We start from the raw sequence: 1,548 nt of genomic DNA, 5'->3' as shown, positions 1-1,548 counted from the left end.
CTTTGGTACTTCCGCTGTACGATCACAGGCATTGAACCTCCTAAGAATCGAAGAACAGCTATCACAGGCTCACCTTCGTTTATCTTAGGCAACCATAGAGCATCTTGAGTGGCAGGCTTGTATTGAAAAATATGATAGGCTACATACATTATTCTACCTTGATCCACCTTACTGGAAGACTCAAGGCTATGGCGTGGCGTTTGTCCTGGAGCAATACAGCATCATCGATAGCCTGGCTTATTAGATATCATGAAAAATGATTACTTAAACTAATTATATTCCAAAAATGAGGTGCTTGTTCAACAATCTTCATATCGTCGACGTTGTTGATCTAAAATACTCATTGGGCAGCAACGGCCATAGCAAGCGCGAGTTGATCATCCGCAATTTCGTCTGATTTACTTTTTTTTGCAAAAAATTCTGGACTGTCCAAAATAGCCATTTTTTAGGGTTTATAGGAGTCCAGAATTAATTGCAAATTAGTCCAGAATTGATTGCATCGCTACAGGCGGAAGCGGCGCAGGATCGTTACGGCTTTAAGGACTTCAAGCTCAAGGGCGAGGTTTTCCCCGGCGAGCAGGAAATCGAGGCGGTGACGGCGCTGGCGAATCGTTTCCCCGACGCGCGTATCACTGTCGATCCCAATGGCGCCTGGCTGTTGGAAGAAGCCATTCGGCTTTGTAAGGGGATGCGGGGGATCTTGAGCTACGCTGAAGATCCGTGCGGGGCCGAGCAGGGCTATTCCGGTCGTGAAGTGATGGCCGAATTCCGCCGCGCCACGGGCTTACTGGTGGCGACCAATATGATCGCCACCAACTGGCGTGAAATGAATCATGCGGTCATGCTGCAGGCGGTGGATATTCCGCTGGCCGATCCGCATTTCTGGACAATACACGGCGCGGTGCGCGTCGCGCAATTGTGCGACGACTGGGGCCTGACCTGGGGTGCCACTCCAATAACCATTTCGATATTTCGCTGGCGATGTTTACCCATGTCGGTGCCGCGGCGCCGGGCAAACCCACCGCTATCGACACCCACTGGATCTGGCAAGAGGGCAATCAGCGCCTGACCAAGGCGCCGCTGCAAATCCATCAAGGACAAATCGCCGTGCCGGAACAGCCCGGGCTCGGCGTCGAGCTGGATTGGGCACAGGTGGAACAGGCCCATGCCCTGTATAAAAGCCTGCCGGGCGGGGCACGCAATGACGCCACCGCGATGCGCTATTTGGTGCCGGAGTAGCAATTTGATCGCAAACGCTCGGCTTTCGGCCGCTGCTGAACCGCGGATCGGGAAAGGACAAGATGATAAAGCGAAACGACACGCCAGTGGTACGCGGTATGTAGGTCATACCGGTGGCCGGCCATGATAGTATGTTGATGAACCTCAGCGGCGCCCATGCGCCGTTTTTTAGTAAGCGCCCCGTGGAGGACGTCTTGAATTATTGGTGGGTTTGTTGTATAGCCCGGTAAGAATATGTTCCACTACGATGCCTAGTGAACCCGCATCCTATAAGGGACGGCTGTCAGATCATGGATAATCCGGCGATGA

2 pseudogenes are annotated in these 1,548 nt (G+C 52.6%); both read left to right on the top strand.

The annotated features are described in order from the left end of the window. Positions 1 to 508: 508 nt before the first annotated feature. Positions 509 to 1,239 (top strand): annotated as a pseudogene (locus ACMX3H_RS19175) (enolase C-terminal domain-like protein); the annotation flags it as partial. A 107-nt stretch (positions 1,240 to 1,346) separates the two neighbouring features. Then, a pseudogene (locus ACMX3H_RS19170) lies at positions 1,347 to 1,424 on the top strand (hypothetical protein); the annotation flags it as partial. Positions 1,425 to 1,548 lie beyond the last annotated feature (124 nt).

Source organism: Sodalis sp. (in: enterobacteria) (assembly GCF_047607725.1).
Lineage (GTDB): Bacteria > Pseudomonadota > Gammaproteobacteria > Enterobacterales > Enterobacteriaceae > JBLKSS01.
This window is presented reverse-complemented; position numbering and strand designations above follow the sequence as displayed.